General features: G+C 44.5%; 22 protein-coding genes. 13 read left to right on the forward strand and 9 right to left on the reverse strand.

What is annotated here, in order from left to right; all coding sequences use genetic code 11:
• From ACKRAT_RS01385 to ACKRAT_RS01395, 3 genes are all read left to right on the forward strand, one after another.
• Positions 1-1896 (forward strand): heavy metal translocating P-type ATPase, encoded by a 1896-nt coding sequence (locus ACKRAT_RS01385; protein ID WP_411843333.1) that lies wholly within the window; start codon positions 1-3, stop codon positions 1894-1896.
• Between the two features lie 11 nt (positions 1897-1907).
• Positions 1908-2570 carry a Crp/Fnr family transcriptional regulator gene (locus ACKRAT_RS01390; protein ID WP_411843334.1) on the forward strand — a complete coding sequence of 221 codons (663 nt, stop codon included), beginning with the start codon at positions 1908-1910 and terminating at the stop codon, positions 2568-2570.
• Between the two features lie 86 nt (positions 2571-2656).
• A complete protein-coding gene (locus tag ACKRAT_RS01395; RefSeq protein ID WP_411843335.1) occupies positions 2657-3136 on the forward strand; it encodes a Dps family protein in 480 nt (159 codons plus the stop codon).
• A 62-nt stretch (positions 3137-3198) separates the two neighbouring features.
• Here the strand turns inward: ACKRAT_RS01395 and ACKRAT_RS01400 are convergent, their stop codons facing one another.
• Entirely contained in the window at positions 3199-4764 is a 1566-nt protein-coding gene (locus ACKRAT_RS01400; protein ID WP_411843336.1) for a BCCT family transporter, read from the reverse strand.
• A gap of 182 nt (positions 4765-4946) precedes the next feature.
• On the opposite strand from ACKRAT_RS01400, the gene ACKRAT_RS01405 reads away from it, so the two are divergent.
• The 3 genes from ACKRAT_RS01405 to ACKRAT_RS01415 all read left to right on the forward strand — a co-directional run bounded on the left by ACKRAT_RS01405 (position 4947) and on the right by ACKRAT_RS01415 (position 7070).
• Positions 4947-5387 carry a MarR family winged helix-turn-helix transcriptional regulator gene (locus ACKRAT_RS01405; protein WP_411843337.1) on the forward strand — a complete coding sequence of 147 codons (441 nt, stop codon included), beginning with the start codon at positions 4947-4949 and terminating at the stop codon, positions 5385-5387.
• Positions 5388-5490: 103 nt separating this feature from the next.
• Positions 5491-6102 carry an NAD(P)H:quinone oxidoreductase gene (gene wrbA, locus ACKRAT_RS01410; RefSeq protein ID WP_411843338.1) on the forward strand — a complete coding sequence of 204 codons (612 nt, stop codon included), beginning with the start codon at positions 5491-5493 and terminating at the stop codon, positions 6100-6102.
• A 137-nt stretch (positions 6103-6239) separates the two neighbouring features.
• On the forward strand, positions 6240-7070 hold the full coding sequence (locus tag ACKRAT_RS01415; protein WP_411843339.1) for a manganese catalase family protein: 831 nt from the start codon (positions 6240-6242) through the stop codon (positions 7068-7070).
• A gap of 80 nt (positions 7071-7150) precedes the next feature.
• On the opposite strand, the gene ACKRAT_RS01420 is transcribed toward ACKRAT_RS01415, so the two are convergent.
• The 6 genes from ACKRAT_RS01420 to ACKRAT_RS01445 form a co-directional block, all read right to left on the reverse strand.
• Entirely contained in the window at positions 7151-7804 is a 654-nt protein-coding gene (locus ACKRAT_RS01420; protein WP_411843340.1) for a metal-dependent transcriptional regulator, read from the reverse strand.
• Between the two features lie 49 nt (positions 7805-7853).
• Positions 7854-8945 carry a metal ABC transporter permease gene (locus ACKRAT_RS01425; protein ID WP_411843341.1) on the reverse strand — a complete coding sequence of 364 codons (1092 nt, stop codon included), beginning with the start codon at positions 8943-8945 and terminating at the stop codon, positions 7854-7856.
• Positions 8942-9823 (reverse strand): metal ABC transporter permease, encoded by an 882-nt coding sequence (locus ACKRAT_RS01430; protein WP_411843342.1) that lies wholly within the window; start codon positions 9821-9823, stop codon positions 8942-8944. The genes ACKRAT_RS01425 and ACKRAT_RS01430 overlap by 4 nt, the downstream gene beginning before the upstream one ends.
• Positions 9820-10545, reverse strand: coding sequence for a metal ABC transporter ATP-binding protein (locus ACKRAT_RS01435; RefSeq protein ID WP_411843343.1), 726 nt, complete (start codon positions 10543-10545; stop codon positions 9820-9822). The genes ACKRAT_RS01430 and ACKRAT_RS01435 overlap by 4 nt, the downstream gene beginning before the upstream one ends.
• 13 nt (positions 10546-10558) lie before the next feature.
• Positions 10559-11485 (reverse strand): metal ABC transporter solute-binding protein, Zn/Mn family, encoded by a 927-nt coding sequence (locus tag ACKRAT_RS01440; RefSeq protein WP_411843344.1) that lies wholly within the window; start codon positions 11483-11485, stop codon positions 10559-10561.
• A 97-nt stretch (positions 11486-11582) separates the two neighbouring features.
• Entirely contained in the window at positions 11583-12275 is a 693-nt protein-coding gene (locus ACKRAT_RS01445; RefSeq protein ID WP_411843345.1) for a YjjG family noncanonical pyrimidine nucleotidase, read from the reverse strand.
• Between the two features lie 97 nt (positions 12276-12372).
• Between ACKRAT_RS01445 and malQ the strand changes: the two genes are divergently transcribed.
• Positions 12373-13890, forward strand: coding sequence for a 4-alpha-glucanotransferase (malQ, locus tag ACKRAT_RS01450; RefSeq protein WP_411843346.1), 1518 nt, complete (start codon positions 12373-12375; stop codon positions 13888-13890).
• Complete coding sequence (locus ACKRAT_RS01455; protein WP_411843347.1) at positions 13878-16229, forward strand: glycogen/starch/alpha-glucan phosphorylase; 2352 nt, start codon at positions 13878-13880, stop codon at positions 16227-16229. Before malQ ends, ACKRAT_RS01455 begins: the two co-directional genes overlap by 13 nt.
• A gap of 117 nt (positions 16230-16346) precedes the next feature.
• On the opposite strand, the gene ACKRAT_RS01460 is transcribed toward ACKRAT_RS01455, so the two are convergent.
• Both ACKRAT_RS01460 and ACKRAT_RS01465 read right to left on the reverse strand, forming a co-directional pair.
• Positions 16347-16778, reverse strand: a complete 432-nt coding sequence (locus ACKRAT_RS01460; protein ID WP_411843348.1) for a hemerythrin domain-containing protein — start codon at positions 16776-16778, stop codon at positions 16347-16349.
• A 32-nt stretch (positions 16779-16810) separates the two neighbouring features.
• The gene (locus tag ACKRAT_RS01465) at positions 16811-17533 is read right to left on the reverse strand and encodes a 3-ketoacyl-ACP reductase (protein WP_411843349.1); all 723 of its coding nucleotides are present in this window, start codon (positions 17531-17533) and stop codon (positions 16811-16813) included.
• 149 nt (positions 17534-17682) lie between these two features.
• Here ACKRAT_RS01465 and kynU point away from each other — a divergent pair, with 149 nt between their 5' ends.
• The 5 genes from kynU (at position 17683) to ACKRAT_RS01490 (ending at position 21924) form a co-directional block, all read left to right on the forward strand.
• Positions 17683-18948, forward strand: coding sequence for a kynureninase (gene kynU / locus ACKRAT_RS01470; RefSeq protein WP_411843350.1), 1266 nt, complete (start codon positions 17683-17685; stop codon positions 18946-18948).
• Positions 18948-19577 (forward strand): arylformamidase, encoded by a 630-nt coding sequence (gene kynB / locus ACKRAT_RS01475; RefSeq protein ID WP_411843351.1) that lies wholly within the window; start codon positions 18948-18950, stop codon positions 19575-19577. Before kynU ends, kynB begins: the two co-directional genes overlap by 1 nt.
• Positions 19574-20416 carry a tryptophan 2,3-dioxygenase gene (gene kynA, locus ACKRAT_RS01480; RefSeq protein WP_411843352.1) on the forward strand — a complete coding sequence of 281 codons (843 nt, stop codon included), beginning with the start codon at positions 19574-19576 and terminating at the stop codon, positions 20414-20416. The genes kynB and kynA overlap by 4 nt, the downstream gene beginning before the upstream one ends.
• Positions 20417-20438: 22 nt before the next feature.
• Entirely contained in the window at positions 20439-20759 is a 321-nt protein-coding gene (locus ACKRAT_RS01485; protein ID WP_411843353.1) for a hypothetical protein, read from the forward strand.
• A 136-nt stretch (positions 20760-20895) separates the two neighbouring features.
• Complete coding sequence (locus tag ACKRAT_RS01490) at positions 20896-21924, forward strand: TAXI family TRAP transporter solute-binding subunit (RefSeq protein WP_411843354.1); 1029 nt, start codon at positions 20896-20898, stop codon at positions 21922-21924.

The following is a 21924-nucleotide window of genomic DNA, read 5'->3' on the forward strand; positions in this document are numbered from 1 at the left end:
ATGACTAAATGGTTTAATAAACATTTAAACACACTCATGTATATATCCGGTATCCTCATCGTGGCTGGCCTGTTGGCCAGAACGATGGGCTACAGTGAAATCAGGAACATCACATTTATCACTGCCACAATATTTGCCATCGGACCAATTTTAAATAAAGCGTGGATGGCACTCAAAATGAAAAGTTTCAGTATCGAGCTTTTAATTACGATTGCTGTTATCGGCGCACTGTTCATCCAGGAATATACAGAAGCAGCAATCGTCACATTCCTGTTTTTATTCGGTGCATATCTTGAAAAAAGAACTTTAAATAAGACCCGGAGCTCCATACAGTCCCTGGTCGATATGGCCCCTGGCGTGGCCGCAGTCATCCGTGAGAGGGAAGAAATGACACTCGATGTCGACGATGTTGAAGAAGGAGATCATGTCATCGTCCGACCGGGCGGAAAAGTGCCGGTGGATGGACTGATTATTAAAGGTGAAGCGAACATCAACGAAGCGGCCATTACGGGTGAATCGAACTTAAAATACAAGACGGCGGATGCTGATGTATTCAGCGGCAGCGTATTGGATAGTGGATATATTGAATTGACAGCGACAAAAGTGGGAGAGGATACGACCTTCTCCAAGATCATCGAACTGGTGGAGGATGCACAGGAAAGAAAAAGCGGCACTGAAAAATTCCTGAATAAATTTGCAAACTATTATACACCGTCAATCGTGGTACTATCAGTTCTGGTATTTCTTCTGACACGTGATCTGCATCTTGCAATCACATTCCTTGTAATCGCCTGCCCCGGTGCGCTCATTATTGGTGCACCAGTCGCATATGTTGCCGGTATCGGCAACGGGGCAAAGAACGGCGCACTGATCAAAGGCGGAGAAGTTGTAGATAATTTCGCAAAAATAGACACAGTTATTTTTGACAAGACAGGCACATTGACTGAAGGTACTCCTTCTGTCACGAACATCACAATCTTTGATGGTACGGACGAAGACGAATTTCTCAAGAATGTTGCAGAAGTGGAAATGGTGAGTGAACATCACCTGGGTCAGACTGTTGTGAAAGAAGCACGCAGCCGTAACCTTACAATCGGAAAGGATAGTGCGGAGGAAGCGGAAGCAATTAAAGGAAAAGGCGTACGCGGCAGTCTTGCGGGTGCCGAGTATGTCATTGGTAACAGAAAGCTCATGGATGACAACGGCATTCTCATCGCTGGCAGCATTAATGATATTTACATCAGACAGCAGAAGGAAGGCAATACAGCAATCTATGTAGCCAGAAACAATGAAATCATCGGTGTAATATCCATCATGGACAGAATCAGACAGGATGCTGCAGAAGCTGTTCAGACACTGAGGGATAAAGGGGTTAAAAACCTTGTCATGCTGACGGGGGACAACTATCACTCAGCGAAAAAAGTCAGTGATATCCTCGGATTGGACGGATTCCATGCAGAACTTATGCCTGAAGAAAAAATGCGTTACATCGAACGGGAAAAAGAAAATGGCCGCAGGGTCATGATGGTCGGCGACGGCATCAATGACGCACCGGCACTTGCATTTGCCGATGTGGGAATCGCAATGGGGCATGGCGGCACCGATATCGCGATGGAAACAGCGGATGTTGTCCTGATGGGTTCAAGAATGGAACAGCTTGCCCACGGCTTTACCATCTCGAAAGCGACTTACAATGTCATGCTTCAGAACACAGCCATTTCCCTGCTCACTGTCGTCCTGCTGCTCGGAGGCGTCTTATATGGATATATCCACCTGGCCTCTGGTATGCTGATTCATGAAGTGAGTGTTCTGCTGGTCATCCTGAATGCCATGAGACTCATTAAATTGAAGGAAAAGACCGGAACAGAAATGCAGATGAGAGAACAGACAAGCTAGGAGGAGATAAATTGGATGCCAGTCCGAATCATAAACTGTGTGTACGCGGAGTGCCGATTTTCAACCATCTTACCGAAGAGGAAATGAATGAAGTATTCAGCAAAGTGAGTTCAAAGCAGTATGGAAAGCACGATCATCTCTATATGGCAGAGGATCCGAAAAACTCGTTGTTCGTACTCCATCGGGGGAAAGTGAGGATTTACAGGCTTAATGAAGAAGGGAAAGACCAGCTGATCCGTGTGCTCCTTCCGGGCGACTTTACAGGAGAGCTGGCGCTCTTCGGTACAAGAGATTCACATGATGCCTATGCTGAAATCATGGAAGAATCGAGAGTCTGTGAAATCAGCAAGGAAGATATATACGGACTTTTGAAGGAATATCCGGATATCGGTATAAAAATCATAGAGAAGTTTTCCGAACGTCTGAAAGAGACGGAGCAGCAGGCAACAAATATTGCTCTTCTCAGCAGTGAGGAACGATTACTGGAATACATCAGGACGCATATGGACGAAGATGATTATGTGAACCTGACAATGACTAAGAAAGATCTCGCCTCTTATCTCAGCATGCAGCCGGAAACACTTACCCGCATTTTTAAGAAGCTTGAAGCGGACGAAGTGATTGAAAAAGTGAACAATAAAAAATACATGATATTGGAATATTCAATATTGTGAAGGAACAAAATACCGGCAACATGGGTTTGAACCATGAAAACAAGGGTACAATCATTATGATCTTACTTAAAGAAAGGTGATAAAGAATGGCGAAAAACAAGACTGAGAAAAAAACAGATAAAAAAGAGGAAGTCAAAGATGCACTCAACCAACAGGTAGCCAACTTTACAGTACTCTGGACAAAACTTCATAACTATCACTGGTATGTAAAAGGAGATAATTTCTTCTCACTTCATGAAAAGTTCGAAGAGCTATATACAACTGCCGGTTCATATGTCGATGAGATCGCCGAAAGATTACTTGCCATCGGCGGTGAACCGATTGGTAAACAATCCGATGCAATCAAAACAGCCAGTGTCAAAGAAGCGGAATATGATATTGATGCCCATGAAATGGTAAAACAGATTGTTAAAGATTATGATAAAGTTATCAAGGAAATGGACAAAGGTAAAAAAGCGGCTGAGGATGCAGGCGATGACCGTACTGCGGATATGTTTATCGGTATGATTACCGAAGTTGAAAAGAACAACTGGATGCTGAAATCCTTCCTTGGCAAGGATGCTTAAAATTAAATGAACCAAAAAAGAGGCTGGGATTCCAGCCTCTTTTTTGGTGATCAATTATTTATTCATTTATCATCCGTTTTTCTAATATTGTATTTCCAGGCTTCATCCTCATCCATCATTTTCTTAGCTGCATAAATTGTAAGGAACTGGATGATGATAATCGGTATTCCCATAATACCGGAAATAACCTCAAGCGGCGCGAGACCGCCAATCTGCATGAGTATTAGAGCAAGCGCTGCAATAACCAATGAGATAAAGATTCTTAAATATTTTGAAGGATCCTGTTCACTCATGTCCTCGCTGCTGGTATAAGCTGCGATAGTGAATGTTGTGGAATCCAGCGTTGTTGTAAGGAAAATCATCGCAATGATTATGAAGAGTACCATCACAAAGCCTGATAGCGGGAGTGTCTGAAGTATATCAGGAATGATTTCCACTGCTTCATTCTCTCCTGCCAGAGCGAGAATATCCAAGTCGCCATGTAATTGACTGTGGACGCCAATACCGCCCAGTATGCCTGTTGCCACCCAGGCCAGTGCTGTAGGCGCCAGCAGGTATGTGAGAATCATTTCTTTGATTGTACGGCCTTTTGATATTCTGGCTGCAAATACACTGTGCAGCATCGCCCAGGTTGCATTATAGGCCATCCAGAATATCAGATGCCCCCTTATGAAGGACGTCTGCTCAACTGCGACCGATTCAGTGAAGAATGAAAGCCTTAAATAATTGCTTAAAAGGTGGCCGATTGTATCTGTGAAGTAGTCCATGATGAATATACCGGGACCGGCTATAAGTATGAATAAGGCTAAAAATGCAGCCATGTAGACATTGAGAACACTTAATCTTTTAATCCCTTTTTCGATGCCGAGGTATGCACTGATTGAGAAAAGGAGCACCCATATGAGCGTTACAATGATTGTCATTGTAAAGGTGACTTCTGTATTTAATAAAGCAGCAAGGTTTGATGTAATAATCGGTGTGCCGAGTCCGAGTGTTACGGCAGCTCCTGAGAGTATGCTCACCAGGAACAGAGTATCAAGAAATATACCGCCGATGCCATCTGTAAACTTATCCCCGAAGATAACACGTGTGGCTTCAGATATACGCATCATCGGACGTTTTTTGACGTGAATAATATAAGCCATTGCAGGGGCAGCCATCACAAATATCGAGAATACCTGAAACCCCCATATGTACATGGCATATGAGTTTCCCCACAGGAGTGCTTCCGAAGATCCGGGTGCGATACCGAAGGGCGGATCATTGGCCACTTCTGTCCATTGGATCAGCCCGGTTCTCATAATCGTCGAGCCCAGTCCCATAGCTATCAAAATTGAAGAATATTCAAATAATGAGAACTGTGGCTTTTCGGCCGGGTCTCCCAGTACAACTTTACCATATTTTGAAAATGACAGATAAAGAGCTGCACCAAGTATAAGCGTTGCATACCAGATATATCCCCAGCCCAATACATTAACAACCCTGTCGAAAATATTATTTAGCAGTTCCAGCGATTCCTTCTCATACAGAGCCAAGGGAAGACTGACTAACGCTATAATCACGACGGAAGGTAAGAATATTTTCCGGTCGATCAAATTCCATCCATTACGGTTTGGTTTCTCTTCCATGTTTCATTCTCCTTCTATCATGTTAAGATATATAATTGTTAAATCTACAATCTATTCACATATTAACATAATGCAGTCAAAAAATTACTAGATACTTAATTTAGAATTGTAATATTATGATTTAAATATAACGAGTTACACTAAATGAAATCTGGGGAAATGAAGAGAAGGAGGGGGATAAATTGACTGAAGACCTTAGCAACCAGGAGCTTTCACTGAAATTGTATGTCGTTATGCACCATGCCTATAATTCATTGCAGAATCAATCTTTCAAAGACATGAAACAGCATGGTCTGAATCCTACGGAATTTGCGGTGCTTGAACTGCTTTACAACAAAGGGCCCCAGCAGGTCCAGCAGATAGGAGAGCGCGTACTGATTGCATCAAGTTCTATTACGTACGTGGTGAACAAATTGATCAAGGAAGATTATGTGGTTAGAAAACAATATGAAGAAGATAGAAGGATATCCTATGTATATCTCAAGCAAAGTGGAAAGGAATTGATGGATGAAATTTTTCCGAGGCATGCAGAACGGCTGGAACAGATTACTGACGGGCTGACTGTCGAAGAGAAGAGGGAGCTCATTGAAACACTCAAAAAACTGGGGAAAAACATAAATTGATCTATAGATGAAATGACTGAGTTATATGTTTTATAGATACTGTTAAGGGTACAGAAACAATGTTGATGTTATTTAAATATCTTTTTCGTGAAGGAGAGTTATGATGGCAGAACTAAATTTAGCAGTTGTATATTACAGTTCAACCGGTACTAACTATCAGATGGCACAATGGGCTCAGGAAGCAGGAAATGACGTAGGTGCGAATGTAAGATTGCGAAGAATACCTGAAACAGCGCCTTCAGAAGCGATTGAATCCAATCCGGCATGGAAAGAGCATTATGATAAAACCCAAGACGTAGAAGAAGTGACAACAGAAGACCTTGAATGGGCAGATGCGATTGTGTTCAGCGCACCGACACGTTTCGGTGTGGAGGCTTCACAATTCCGTGCCTTTATCGATACGACTGGCGGACTCTGGGGACAGGGCAAGCTGGTGAATAAAGTGGTCAGCGCAATGTCTTCTGCACAGAATCCGCATGGTGGCCAGGAAGCGACCGTATTATCCATTTACAAAACGATGGCACACTGGGGTGCAATCATTGTACCGCCCGGCTATACGGATGCTGTCCAGTTCAGCTCAGGCGGGAACCCTTATGGCGTATCCGCAACAGCAACTGAAGAGGGTATCGTTGAAGATATCGAAGAAGCAGTCAAACATCAGGCAAAACGTACTGTGGAAGTTGCAAAATGGGTGAAAGACGGCCAAGGAGAATAAGCGACCGGGGCAATTGGGAAATGTACATTTCCCAATTGCCTTTTTTAAAATGACGGAAAGTTTTGATAAGTTTTATCTGGATATTATATATAAGTAATGCATATAAGTAATTTATATAACTGAAAGGATGAAGCAGAATGTTCTATCACAGAAAAGAATTGCAGTTCGAATCGAAACCGGATAAACCAGATCCAGTATACGCCAAGCAGTTGCAGGAGATAATCGGAGGACAGTACGGAGAGATGACAGTAGCGATGCAATACTTATACCAGGGGTGGAACACAAGAGGAAATGAGAAATACAAAGACCTTGTTATGGATACGGGAACCGAGGAACTTTCCCATATAGAAATGATTGCCACGATGGTTGCCCGACTTTTAGACGGAGCACCTGTGGATGAGAAAGAAAAGGCTGCTAAAGACCCGGTCATCGGAGCAATATTAGGCGGTATGAACCCTCACCATGCGATCGTAACAGGACTCGGTGCAGCACCTGAGAACAGTACTGGAGTACCGTGGAGCGGTGGTTATATTATCGCGAGCGGCAATTTACTTGCCGATATGAGAGCAAATCTTAATGCAGAGTCACAAGGACGTCTGCAGGTAGCACGCCTTTATGAAATGACGGATGATCCAGGCGTGAAGAAAATGCTTTCGTTCTTGCTGGCCCGCGACACAATGCACCAGAACCAGTGGATTGCTGCAATCAAAGATCTGGAAGAAAAAGAAGGTGTTGTTACACCATCCACAGTCACGGACGATATGGAAGCGACTGAATTTTCACATCGCCTCATCAATTGTTCTGAGGGGGAAGCCAGTGCCCAGCTTAAGTGGATGAATGATGTTGCACCGGACGGCAAAGCTAATTTCGAATATGAAGGGACTCCGAAAGCGTATGGAGAGAAACCCAATTTGAATCCTGCACCGGGCTACATGCACAGCACGCCTCCAGACGAAGATAAAAAATGATCCTGATAATAATAAATGATAAAAGCATTCTTTCCGGATAACTGGAAAGAATGCTTTTTATATCTTAACCGATATTATATTCAGACATGTTCAACGAACAGATACTGGGCGATGGTCTGGCTGATCTGAATTTCCTTGTTTGTCGTGCCGTGATGGAGTGTTATCAGATCAAGGCCGGCATCCCGTTCTATCACTTTTACATGATCCCCGATCTTAAGGTCATGATTTTCAAAATACTGAAGCAGTTTATCTTCATCCACAATGCGGGAAATGCGTACAGATTGATTCAGAACCGCTTCTGTCAGATGAACTGTCTTCACTTCCTGTTCATCCATTTTATCAGTTGAAATCGCGCCGCCGTGCGGACAGTACTCCGGAAAATCCAGGTATGCCTCGAGTTTGTCGGCAAGTCCGGAGCTGGTGGAATGCTCCAGTAATTCCGCTTCCGGATGGACTTCATTGATGTTGAAACCGAGATGTTTCACAAGGAACACTTCCCACAGACGATGCTTTCTTATTAGTTTTTTTGCATAATCTATACCTTCCTGAGTCAGTTTGCTGCCTTTATACGGGGTATAGACGACCCATCCCGATTTGACCAGACTGTTCATCATCTCTGTCACTGTGGGAGGGGAAATGCTCAACCGATTCGCTATTTCCTTATTGGGGACCTGTTCCGTCCGCCCTCCGAGTTCAAATAATATTTTCAAATAATCTTCTTTAGTCGGGCTCATGCATTCCACTCCGTTCCGAATTCTCGTTTCCTATTATGAAGAAAAATGACTAAATCGGCAATTCATACTTGATCCGGATATAGTGGGTATATTCTTCACCGCGTTCCGTAAGCGTATAGTGCCCATTCATTTTTTCAATATAGTCATTGATGAGTAAGTGTTCAATATGCTTTTTGAACTGTTTCTGATCCAGGTTAAAGTGGGAGACGATTTCTGCTTCAGTTAAACGCATATGCCCCTGTTCATTCATGAGCATGAGTATCATTGCCCGGGTAAAAGTGCGTTTTTGTTTTATGCTTCTGATTTTACCGTTCAGCCAGCCATTTGAATTAAATATAAAGACAAGCATGAAGGTGATCAGCGCCACAAATGAAGTGACTCCGGCGATGGACAGATCGAATCCGAAACCGATGAAATAGCCGAGCATACTGTTGACGACGGCAAAAAGCATGGACAGCCAGATCATTGAACTCAGCCGTTTGACGAGCAGATAGGCGGTAAGTGCGGGTGCAACGAAGAAGTTTATTACCAGAATGGAGCCGACCGCATCAAATGCTGCTACAGCTGTAACAGATACCAGTGTCATGAGTACATAGTAGATGAATGTTGCTGAAAATCCGGCAATAAATGCAAACTTCGGATCGAAAGTGGTCAGTTTCAGCTCTTTATAAAACAGTGCGACAAACGCAATGTTGACCAGCAGGATGATGGAGAGCTGCCATAGTGCATTGGGGATGCTGAAGCCGAGTATATCTATCCTGTTGAATGGGGCGAAAATGACTTCTCCCATTAAAACGATGTCCATATCCAAATGGGCGTCACCGGCATATTTTGAAATCAGAATGATGGCCACGGCGAACAATGCAGTGAATACCAGTCCGATGGCTGCATCCTGACGCACTAACTCTGTTCTTGAAATCAGTTCGATAATGTAGACCGTGAGCACTCCGACGACACTTGCTGCAATGATGAGCCAGGGGGAGCGGATATCGTTGGTGATGAAGAATGCCAGAACGATACCGAGCAGAATCGTATGGCTGATTGCATCCGTTGTCATCGAAAGACCGCGCAAGACAAGGAAGACACCGAGCACACTCGTGGCCAGAGCCGTTACTACAAGGACCAATAATACTTCTATCATGGCGTCTTTTCACCCATCTTTCTCTTATATATCGACCTCAGGATAATGCCTTTGGGCGCAAAGAACAATGACAGCACCATGAGGGTGGATAACGTCAGAATAATGGCCGGTCCTGTTGCGATATTTTCACCGGCTGTACTGATGTATGTGCCGGTGAATGCGGCAATGGCGCCCGAACAGCCCGCAATAATCAGGACGACCCGGAAGCGGCTGGACCATAATTGCCCGATGGCTGCGGGTGCAATCAGCAGATTGACAATCAATATGGCACCGACTGCTTTAAGTCCGACTGAAATGAGCAGGATGGTAATCGTTAAAATGGTGAAATTCATAAAAGTGTTATTGATACCGACTGTTCTGCTGAACACAGGGTCAAAAATGTATATTTTAATCTGGCGGTAAAAAGCCCAGAATATAAACAGGCTGATAAATGAAGCAATAATGATCAGGTAAACATCGCTTCTGAGCATATAGGCAGCCTGGCCGAATATATAATCGTTCAATCCCTGCGTCCCTTCAAAATCAGGATTTCCCTGCACGAAACTCATCAGTGTCATGCCGAGGCCGAAAAATGATGAAAGTATGAGGGCAAGGGCCCCATCCAGAGTGATCTTCGAATGGTCCGTAACCATCTGAATGGTAAAGAAGGCGATGATGCCTAAAATGATGGCACCGATTGCCAGAGTAAAGGTTTCCTTCACCCCGATGAGCATAAATGCCAATACTATCCCCGGGAACGTGGCGTGGCCGATCGCATCACCGATCAGGCTCTGTCCTTTCATTACGCTGATTGTCCCCACCATACCGCCTGCAAAAGCAAGGACCATCGTACCAATCGCGACAATCAGGAAAGTGAAACTCGTTAAAACATCCATCATATATGAACGCTCTTTTCGCGGTAGGCTTTCTCTATATTCTCTTCCGTAAACACTTCATCGGCAGGACCATCGGCAATGATTGTCTTATTTAATATCACTACATGGTCAAAATATTCTTTGACAGTATTAAGCTGGTGATGGACGACGATGAATGTTTTACCTTCATGCTGTAATTGCCTGATGATGTCTATGATCAGGTTTTCTGTTGTAATATCGATGCCCTGAAGCGGCTCATCCATTACATATATGTCAGCATCCTGGGCAATGGCACGGGCCAAAAATGCTCTCTGGCGCTGGCCTCCGGACAACTCGGAGATCTGCCGGTCTTTAAACGCTTCAATCTTCATCGTTTTTAATGCGTCCAGCGCGATTTCCCTGTCTTCCTTATTCGGACGTTTGATCCACCCCTTATGCACGTAGCGCCCCATCAGGACAACATCCAGAACAGTTGCGGGGAAATCCCAGTTTACTTCGCCCTTTTGCGGAACATAGGCGATATTTTTTAAGACGCCTTTGTCCGTGCGGCCATTAATTTCTATGTTTCCCGATACTGGTTTAATCAGTTTCATCATCGTTTTGATCATCGTCGATTTGCCGGCGCCGTTCGGTCCGACAATCGCCGTCCGGCTGTTTTCTTTTATACTTAAATTCACATGCCACAAAGCCGGCTTATCCTGATAGGCAACGTTCAAATCTTTGATTGTAATGATATTGTTATCCATTTTATGTTCCTCCCTACTTTAAGTTGTCGACGATTGTGTCTATGTTATGTTTGTACATACCGATGTAAGTATCCCCAGCTTCCCCTTCCTTGCCCAGTGAATCGGAATAGAGTGCGTCTTCAGAACTGCCTGCAACAGTAACCGTTCCGCCTCTGGAAGAAACAATTTCTTCCAGACGTTTCATCTGATCCGGGTTTGTTGTCGTCTCTACAAATATTGCTTTAATATTATTATTCATAATAAGGTCGGCCGTCTGGTTGATCATATTGTTCGATACTTCGGATTCAGTCGAGAAGCCCTGGGGCGCATGAACATCTAAATCATAGGATGCGCTTAAATAGCCGAATGCATCGTGCGGCGTAATCAGGATTCTGGATTCTTCAGGTATTTCAGAAATACGGTTCTGCGTGTATGTATGCAGTGCATCCAACTCTTCAAAGTAAGCATCCAGGTTGGATTGGAATGTGTTTTCATGTTCCGGGGCCTCGGCGGCGAGCGCGTCTTTAACGATCGTCATCGCCTGCTTATAAAGTTCTATATCAAACCAGAAATGGGGGTCGGTCTCCCCTTCTTTTTCGGTTTCCAGCGCTTCATCATCAAAGTCTTCAGCGACAGGCACGCCATCAGTTAAAACATCGGCCATACGGCCTTCAAAATTCAGCCCCTGATAGAATAAAAGATCGGATTCCATGATTGTCTTCAGGTTGCTTGCTTTAGGCTGATAAACGTGGGGGTCTTCCCCGGCAGGAATAATAAGAGTGGTATGAAATGCATCGGCATCCTCGTCTATAACGCTGACCATATCATCGAGGAATGTCGTGGTGACTGCCACGCTTATTCTGCCGTCCGCTTCAGAGGTATCGGTATCACCACTATTACTGCATCCGGCGACACCGGTGATTAAAATTGTTGTGATAAACAATATTAATGTCTTTTTCATAGTCTATCCTCCAATTGTTGTAAAAAGTATGTATCGAATTATTATTTAGGCTACCCTAAATTATGAGTTTAGTCAATCCTAACAAAAAAGACCGGAGTTACCGGTCTAATATTTGAAACAGTTCATTCAGTTGTCTGATTTCAAAAACAGGACGGAAATCGTAAGGATTGCTTTTTTCTTCCGGATTATACCAGCATGTATCGATGCCGCTGTTGATACCGCCGAGTATATCCGAAGTTAAAGAATCGCCGATGATCAGCGCCTCTTTTGGCCGGAACCCTTCGATACGGCCGGCCACATGATCAAAGAAGGCTTTCATCGGTTTTTGATATCCCGTATCTTCACTGATGAATACATCTTTAAAATAAGGCAGGATGCCGGAGTTATTCAGGCGCTTTTCCTGAGTTACTTTTACCCCGTTCGTAATGATGCATAGATAGTACTCACTGGATAATTGCTGTATTGTCTCCAAAGCTCCCTCGAATAATTGATGTCCGTGCTCTGCAATCTGAGTCCGGTACATTTTATCGACAATGACACCGTCCACTTTAAGTCCGAGCTCATCAAAGAATACTTCGTGCCTTTTGGACAGCACTTTATCTTTCATCAATTCATTTCTTTCAAGCATTTCCCAATGCGTCTGATTAATTGTTTTATAGCGGTTGTAAAGATCCGGTCTGTAAGCCACTTCATGGCTGTTCAAAACGAACTCGAGTGCTTTATTCTCAGCAGCGCCGAAATCTAAAATCGTATCATCGAGGTCGAACAGCAGATATTTATATTTCTTCAAAAAACATACCTCTCTTCATTGGTGAATGATTAACCTTATCATATCATTCTGAAGGGAATATGAAATATGTTATAATGGCAGAAAGGAATGCAAACGTTTGCACCAAAGGGAGAGTGTGTTTATGGAAAAACGTTCTAGTGGAGTGCTTTTGCACATTTCTTCATTACCCGGGAAATACGGGATTGGGGATTTTGGAAAGAATGCCTATAAGTTTGTAAGATTTCTATCCCGCTCAGACACGAAGTATTGGCAAATACTCCCGCTGGGCATTACGGGGTTCGGTGATTCACCATATCAGAGTTTCTCGGCGTTTGCCGGAAACCCGTATTTCATCGATCTGGGTGTGCTGATGGAGAATGGCTGGCTGGATGAAACCGAGGTGGCGGAGACGGATTTAGGGGATAATCCCGTAAAAGTGGACTACGCAAAGCTGTATCAGAATAAGATGCCGCTTTTGAAACTCGCCTATGAGAGGGCAGAAAAAGAAATTCATGCGGAACTGGAGGCATTTCTGCAGCAGCATAATGACTGGCTGCTCGACTTTGCCTTATATATGTCGATTAAAACAAAGCAGAATAATGTGTCCTGGATGAAGTGGCCGGATAAATACCGGCTGAGGGAACCGGAGGCACTCGACGCGTTCTATGAGGAAAACAGGCATGACGTGTTCTTCTGGGTCTTCACGCAGTACTTATTCTTCAGGCAATGGGGGAAGCTGAAGGAATATGCGAACGATAAAGGCATCCGGATCATCGGTGATATCCCGATCTATGTGGCAGAAGATAGTGCGGATATCTGGTCGCAGCCCGAATTGTACAAATTGGATGAAGATTTGACGCCGGAAGTTGTGGCAGGGGTGCCGCCGGATATGATGAGTGACACAGGCCAGCTGTGGGGCAACCCGATATACGACTGGGACGCGATGAAAAAAGAGAACTACAAATGGTGGATCAGAAGGGTTGAAGCGAGCTTCGATCTATACGACACAGTACGCATCGATCACTTCAGAGGGTTCGAGTCCTACTGGGAAGTGCCGGCAGGGGATGAAACCGCTGAAAATGGTGAATGGGTCAAAGGGCCGGGAATGGATTTATTTAATGCGATTAAAGAGGAATTGGGAGAACGGGATATCGTTGCTGAAGATCTCGGATTTTTAACAGATGAAGTGTATAAATTGATTGAAGACACCGGTTATCCGGGTATGAAGGTAATGCAGTTCGGATTTAACCCTGAAGAAGACTCGGAGTATCTGCCGCACAACTACACGAGACACAGTATTGCCTATACCGGTAATCATGATACCCAGACGACGCGGGGCTGGCTGGAAACTGCAGATAAAAAGACGCGGAAAAAAGCAGTGAACTACTTGAATCTGACTGAGGAAGAAGGGTATGTCAACGGTGCCATCAGAGGCGTGTATGCATCCCCTTCCAACTTAGCGGTGATTCCGATGCAGGACCTGCTCGATCTGGACGATGGAGCTAGATTTAATACGCCCTCCACCATCGGCGGCAACTGGGAGTGGCGGATGCAAAAAGGCACTTTGAAAAAACGGTTGGCTAAAAAACTGAAACGTTTGAATAGACTTTACGGGAGGTCACTATGGAATCTTTAGAATTGAAGGAAAGAATTGAAGGCCAGGCATATGACAGCTACGGCCAGTCTTTTTACGAATTACACGAGAAAGAACAGTTTGTTACGGTGGGGAATGCCGTGATGGAATACCTCGTTCCAAGATGGATAGAATCCAAGGAGAAATTCAGCAGGCATAAACAGGCATATTATTTTTCTGCAGAATTTCTGATGGGACGGGCACTGAGCAATAACCTGACCAACCTGGAAATTGAAGCAGATGTTAAAAAAACACTCGAAGAAATGGGTGTGGATTATAATATGCTAGAAGATGCTGAAGATGATGCAGGCCTCGGCAACGGCGGATTGGGAAGGCTCGCTGCATGTTTACTGGATTCCGGAGCAACCCTGGATTATCCGCTGTCAGGTTATGGCATCCTGTATCAGTATGGTATTTTCAAACAGAATTTCGTGAACGGGTTCCAGGTGGAAGAAGGAGACCCGTGGCTTGAATATGAAAATCCCTGGCTGGTAAGAAACAGTAATGACACGGTAATCGTGGAATTCAGTGAAGAGGATAAGGTGGAAGCCGTTCCGTATGACATGCCGGTTGTGGGTTATGGCGGCCGGACGATCAACACTTTGAGATTATGGAGTGCAGAGGCGATAGATAAATTTGACTTCAAGGCGTTTGACGAAGGGCAGTACATCGAGTCGGTAAGGGCACAAAACGAAGCAGAAACGATTTCCAGAATTCTCTATCCGAACGATTCTACAGATGAAGGCAAGAAATTGAGGCTCAAGCAGCAGTATTTCTTCACGTCTGCCTCATTGCAGGATCTCATTAAAAAATATAATGCGGCCGGACATAAGGACTTTGAGGACTTTTCAAAACTCCATTCCATTCAGCTGAATGATACCCATCCGGCACTTGCCATACCGGAACTCATCCGTTTATTGGAACATGAAGGTGTAGATTTTGAAAAGGCATTCGATATTACGCAGAAGACGATGGCATACACCAACCATACTCTGCTCGCCGAAGCGCTGGAAGTATGGGATAAAGACCTGCTTGTCTCAGTGCTGCCCAATCTTTACCCATATATTGAAGAGATCAACGACAGACTCATCAAGGAATTGAAAGAGTGGAAAGTGGACGAATCCCGCTGGCATAAGTTCCTTATCATCCAGAATAATTCCATTCATATGGCGTTTATGTCCATTTATGCGACCCGTGCTGTAAACGGTGTGGCCGCCATCCATACTGAACTGTTGAAAACAGAAGTGATTAAAGGATGGAATGAAATCTTCCCAAACCGGATTGTAAATAAAACAAACGGCATCACCCAGAGACGGTGGCTGCTGCAGTCCAATCCGCAGCTCAGTGAGATGATTACAGAGATGCTCGGCACCAAAGACTGGATTACAGATTTAAGCCTGTTGAATAATCTGGAGGAAAAATATGCAGAAGACGCGGTGCTCGAGCGGTTTATAAATATTAAAAACGAAAAGAAGCAGGAACTTGCGGATTATATACAATTCCATGAGGAAATTGATATCGATCCGGAATCGATATTCGATATTCAGATCAAAAGGCTGCACGAGTATAAGCGGCAGCTGATGATGGCATTCTACATCGCCGATCTCTACAACCGTATAAAGGCAAATCCGGAGAAAGACTGGACAAAACGCACGTTCATATTCGGCGCAAAGGCTGCACCCGGCTACTATATCGCCAAAGCGATCATTAAATTCATCAATGAACTGGCAAGCCAGGTGGATACGGATCCGGATACAAACGGAATCATCAAAGTCGTCTTCGTGGAAAACTATGGTGTTTCCTACGCCGAAAAACTCTTCCCTGCAGCAGATGTTTCCGAGCAGATTTCAACCGCCGGTAAAGAAGCTTCCGGCACGGGCAACATGAAGTTCATGCTGAACGGCGCAGTGACAGTCGGAACGATGGATGGAGCAAATGTTGAAATCGTAGAAGAAGCCGGAAAAGAAAACAACTATATTTTCGGCATGGAAGTAGAAGAAGTTGAAACGAAGCGGGCGGATTATGACCCGAAAGTACCGATGAAAGAGACAGAAGGGCTGGAAGCGGTCGTGGAATCCCTGGTGGACGGCACTTACCATGATAACGGTACCGGCATGTTCCAGGATCTCTACAATGGCCTGGTAGACAAGGATGAATATTTTGTCTTAGAAGACTTTGCAAGCTACAGAGAAGCACAGGACAAGATTGCCCATGACTATAAGGATAAAAATGCATTTTATAAAAAAGGCTTTGTAAATATGGCAAACGCAGGTAAATTCTCTTCGGACAGAACAGTGGAAGAATACGCCAAAGACATCTGGCATATCAGCAAACTTAAATAAAATAGAAGAAGCCGGTACCGGACAGTTGCGACTGTCCCGGTACCGGCTTTTAATTTTGAGGTTGCATGTCCGGTAAATGACAGCGTCCGCCTTGGAATTAAAAAGGGGCCTTCAGACTCATTTTCCGCCGGACAACAAAATATCCTCTTCATCCCTGGAATGGATTTCATCTACCAGAATAATGGAAGTGGCATGATCGATCAGCTTCTGGAAATCGACTTCATCCTTGGCCAATTCCTGCTTCATGCGCCCGACCATCACCCTGATGAGTTCGTGGTCGCGTTTTAACCCCTGTACTTTTTCCTGCAGCCCGGGGTTCCGGTCGACGGCGCTTTCATAAAGGCCATTCTGTGTTTCTTCCCGGCCGGAGTGGCCCAATACACGTTCTTCGACGTATTCGATAAAGGATTCCATTTCTTCTGCAAGTTCCTTATGTTCGATTTTGTTGAGTAAAGTTTTCATAGAGTCGAGCTGTTCCTCTGCACCCCCTAATATTTCGTCGTGTATCCCTTTATGCGTTGAATGATCATTTAGTGATGGCCCGGTCATTTCGTCTCTGTCCCCCGTCTCAATCAAAACTGCTATTTTTCTTTTGGAATCGGGTTTGTCGCCCACATCTGGCTTGTTTTGATGAATGTTCTTGGATTCAGTTTCAGCTGACTCACCATGATATCAGCGATGTCTTCTGCATGTGTCATGGAGTCTTCCTCCAGTTTTGTTTCCCCGATCAAGTCTGTCAGTACTGCTGATGGTGTAAGGTAGGAGACTCTGATGTTGTGTTTTCTCATCTCCTGCATAATGCCTTCCGTCATACCGATGACTGCAAATTTAGTGGCGGAATAAAGTGAACTGCCGGGCGTTCCTTTGAGTCCCGACATGGATGAAATATTAATGACATCGCCTTTTTGCTGCTCTGTCATCTGGGGCAGAACTGCCTGCATCGTATAGTAGGGACCGAAGACGTTGACATCCATCATTTTTCGGAATTCTTCTTCATTGGATTCAAGGAATGGCGTGTGTCCCATGATGCCTGCATTATTGATCAGAATATCGATGGATCCGAATGATTCTTTGATGGAACCGATCATGCTTTCAACATCTTCCCTGTTCGATACATCTCCGTTTGCACCAATGATTTGAACATCATGCTGGTTCAATTCAGCAACTGCATCGTTCAATGTGTCCTTGTTACGTCCGATGACTGCAACGTTTACCCCTTCTTTGGCGAGTGCATGGGCTGTTGCCAGTCCGATGCCTCTTGTGCCTCCTGTGATTATTGCATTCTTGCCTTGTATATTCTGCATAATTAGCGCTCCTCTTTTTTATGATCTCATATCCATTGTAGCAAGAGAGATGGACACAATCATTGATGATGCTTTTTATTTAAGGGAATCATTGTATAATAATATAGAAAAGGCTTACAATGCTTAGAGGATAACAGAGGAGGCATTTTATGAACGGCTGGCTGGATGAAGCGAAGAAGAAAGATGAAATGGATGCACTGAAGCAATTCAGGAATGAATTTTATATTGGTGAAAATGTCTATTACATGGACGGCAATTCGCTGGGACTGATGAGCAGACGTGCTGAGCAGTCGGTTTTGGATGTTATGGAAGACTGGAAACGTCATGGCATCGATGGATGGGTGACAGGGGAACGCCCGTGGTTTTATATGAGCGAGAAAATCGGTGAAATGATGGCGCACCTTACAGGAGCGGCGCCTCATGAAGTACTGGCGACGAACTCGACGACGAATAATATCCACCAGACAGTGAGGACGCTGTATCATCCGACGGACACACGATATAAAATTATGGCGGACGATTTAAATTTCCCTTCCGATATTTATGCGCTGCAGGCTGTCCTGGACGATTGCGGGCACAATGACGGCCTGGTCAAGGTCCCTTCCGAAGATGGACATTTACTGAACACTGAAACGATCATCGGCATGATGGACGAAAGCATTGCCCTGATTCTGCTTCCATCTGTGTTGTATCGAAGCGGACAGGTGCTCGAGATGGAGAAGATCACGCAGGCTGCCCACGAAAAAGGCATCATCGTCGGGTTCGACTTATGCCATTCCATCGGTGCGGTGCCGCATCACTTAAAAGAATGGGATGTCGATTTTGCGGTCTGGTGCACTTACAAACATTTAAACGGCGGCCCGGGATCGGTTGCCGGATTGTATGTTCACGAAAAGCACCATGATAAAGGCGTCAGTCTGAAAGGCTGGTTCGGTAATAATAAGGAAACACAGTTCGATATGAATCACACGTTTGATCAGGCAGCAGATATCAGTCAATACCAGGTGGGCACACCGCATATCTTCTCAATGGCACCCTTGCTCGGCGCACTGGAGATGTTCCGGGAAGCCGGGATGGGAAACATCAGAAGCAAATCGCTGGAACTCACGGATTTCATGATTGCAATGATAGAAGATGTGCTGTCCGGATACGATATTGACATAGTGACCCCAAAAGGACATGAGGAGCGCGGCGGTCACATACTCATCGGTCATGAAAAGGCGGCGGGTATAAATGCTGCGCTGAAATCCAAAGGTGTCATTCCCGATTTCAGGGCTCCGAGTTATGTGAGGATTGCACCGGTTGCACTGTATAATTCCTTTGAAGACGTGTACCATGCAGTGATGATTTTAAAAGAGGTCATGGATGGGAAACTCTATGAAGAATTTGATAATAAAAGGGGAGTTGTTGCCTGATGTGGATAGATATTACACAGACGCTGGATCATTCTATTGCCCATTGGCCGGAGGATACACCATTCAGTTATGAAACGCCTGTAACAAAAGCGGAGAGTGGTTCGGTCAATATCGGTAAAATTGAAACAAGCACCCATATCGGCACCCATATCGATGCACCGTTTCATTTCGATGAAACGGGTTTGAAAGTGGACGAACTGGATATTAACCGTTATATCGGAGATGCCACAGTCATAGAGGTAGAGGATGAAGAAATCATCACTGAAGCAGTTCTTAAAGATTTCATTATCCAAGGGACGATACTGCTGATAAAAACAAAAGAAGCAGCAGATCAGGATGTCTTTCCTGAAAAGGTTCCTGTTCTGAATGAGAGAGCGGTAGAGTATATGGCTAAAATAGGCATCAAATTATTTGGTGTTGATGTGACTTCGGTCGATGATATCGATTCGAAAACTTTGGATATTCATCATAAGCTGCACCGGAACGATATCATGATTATTGAAAATGTAGTGCTGGAAGAAGTGACCACCGGATATTATGACTTTGTCGCATTGCCGCTCAAAATCAAAGGTGCTGACGGTTCTCCGGTACGCGCAGTACTCAGATTACAGGGAGGGACCCGCCCATGAGTGATTTTCAGGACCGCTCGCTTGAGGGGGAAGAAGTAAAGACGGATTTTATAAAAGATATGACATACAGTGAGTATCTGAGTCTCGATCAGATACTCACAGCGCAGAACCCTTTGACGAAAGAGCATGATGAAACGCTATTCATCATTATCCACCAAGTATCAGAACTGTGGATGAAGCTCGTTATCCATGAATTGAATTCTGCGATCGAGGACATCCGTGAAGATGACTTCAGAATGGCGTTCAAAAAACTGGCGAGGGTGACGAATATTCAAAATCAATTGATTGCGTCATGGAGTGTGCTTGCAACAATGACACCGAGTGACTATCTCAATTTCAGGGACAGCCTGGGAAATTCGTCGGGTTTCCAGTCGTACCAGAACCGCATGATTGAATATTGTCTCGGGTATAAGACGACGCATGCTCTGAAGATTTATGAAAAGGATCCCGGAATCCACAAAATGCTTAAAACACAGCTCGAACATCCAAGTATATATGATGAAGCCATCCGTGCAGTCGCAAGACAGGGGTTCCATATCGATAAGGAAGTACTGGAACGGAAAGTGACTGAAACCTACGTGCCGAACGCATCTGTCAAAGAGGCATTCAAGCAGATATATCTGAATACGGAGGAGTATTTTGAACTGTATGAGATGCTGGAAAAGCTTGTTGATGTCGAGGATCTGTACAGCCAATGGCGGTTCAGACACATGAAGACAGTCGAACGCATCATCGGTTTCAAAAAAGGAACGGGCGGCAGTTCAGGTGTCAACTACTTAAAACGGGTGATTGACGATTATTTCTTTAAGGAACTGTGGGAACTGCGTACAGAGCTGTAACGAAATAAAGAGGAGTGAAAACATGAGGGACTATGGTCAGACAAACATTTTTGATGATGTAATAAAAGAGGACGAATCGTTCGTAATCGTTGTGCAGGAAGTGACAGAGCAGGGCGGACAACTGCAAAAGAGAGTACTGAGGGAGTATCCGAGTTTAAAAATGGAAGGAATGAAAAATTTATTCGAACATCTGAAGGATGTTTACCTTTCAGAAAAACTTTCCGGGCAGGGGAAGTACTTTGATCTCACAGTATATACGAATGAAGATTATGCAGGGGAAAATATTTATGCCCATGTAAAAAGATACCACAACAGCAAAGAATGGACGACAACCGCAAAATAGTTCTAAGGGTACCTGGATGTTTTCAGGTACTCTTTTTAAAAGTGATTAAAAAAACTGAAAATTCTATTTAATGAAAGCGTTTTTGTGATACAATATACAGTAAGTAAGGAAAAAAATTGAAAAGGGGACTTGCAGAATGAAGAAATTCTCTTGGTTTTTAGTACTTGTGTTGTCGATGTCAATCTTTTTAGCTGCGTGTGGTGGAGATGAAGGGGATTCTGGCGGCGAAGCGGAAAGTGAAGATTCCGGCAGTACTTCAGAAGAAGGTTCTGAAGATACGGCATCCCAGGAAGGTTGGGTGGAAAACATCACTGTACTGACTGGCGGAGAGGCCGGTGTTTATTTCCCGTTAGGTGTAGCTATGGCTGATATTATCGATTCGAATTTAGAGAATGTGAGTGCGACGGGAGTATCTTCCGGTGCATCAGTGTCCAACGCGGAACAATTGAATAACGGAGAAGCACAGCTTGCACTTGTGCAGAACGACATTGCATTTTATGGTGCAGAAGGCAGCAACATGTTTGAAGAAACTTTGGATAATTACAGTGGTGTGTTCACTATTTATCCGGAAACGATCCAGCTGGTGACACTTGCAGATTCAGGCATTGAATCAGTATCCGATCTGGAAGGCAAACGTGTTGCAATAGGTGATGTGGGTTCCGGTACAGAAGCGAACGCGACGCAGGTTATTGAAGCGCATGGTTTAACGCTCGAAGATTTCGATGCACAGCACCTTGATTTCGCTGATGCTTCTACGAACTTGCAGGATGGCAACGTCGATGCTGCGTTTGTTACAGCAGGGACGCCAACAGGTGCCATTCAGGAATTGAGTGCAAGTGCAGATGTGAAAATCGTGAGCTTTGAAGAAGATGCGATGAATAGTCTGATGGAAGAGTACACTTACTACACTCAGCAGGATATCCCTGCAGATGCATATGAAAACTTTGACAGTACTGCATCAACAGTTGCTGTACAGGCAATGTTGATTGCATCGAATGATATTCCGGAAGATCAGATGTATGAAATCACTAAAGTCATTTTCGAAAACCTTGATGATATGGCAAACGCACACGTCCGTGGAGAAGAGTTGACTCTCGACACTGCTGAAGATGGAATGTCCATCGATCTCCATCCGGGTGTGCAGCGCTACTATGAAGAGCAGTAA

Source organism: Salinicoccus sp. HZC-1, from assembly GCF_046736035.1.
In the GTDB taxonomy this organism is placed as follows: Bacteria; Bacillota; Bacilli; order Staphylococcales; family Salinicoccaceae; genus Salinicoccus.